The sequence below is a fragment of the Sneathia sp. DSM 16631 genome, assembly GCF_014892235.1.
Classification (GTDB): Bacteria; Fusobacteriota; Fusobacteriia; order Fusobacteriales; family Leptotrichiaceae; genus Sneathia; species Sneathia vaginalis.
Genome location: NZ_JADBHL010000056.1, coordinates 1 through 235, shown reverse-complemented (window position 1 = coordinate 235; position 235 = coordinate 1). Strand labels below are relative to the sequence as shown.

Sequence of the window (235 nt, the reverse complement as noted above, 5' to 3'; positions counted from 1 at the left end):
TGACCTTTAATAGTAGCAGTACCATTAGTGTTAGCATTACCTTCTAACTTGTTAACACCATTAGTATTATCAGCACCAAACTTACCATCAGCACTAATAGTTACATTACCTTTGATATGTTTGTTTTCACCTTGTACAGTAACATGACCTTTACCATCAGCTTCAACACTAGCAGTAGTCTTCTTACCTTTACCAGCAGAAACATTAGAGTTAGCATTTAAAGTAACTTCACCAT

The 235-nt window shown here is 34.9% G+C and carries 1 protein-coding gene; it reads right to left on the bottom strand.

The annotated features are described in order from the left end of the window. Window positions 1–235, bottom strand: a 235-nt coding sequence (locus IMK15_RS06400; protein ID WP_192942298.1) for a hypothetical protein, incomplete at both ends; no start/stop codon positions are given.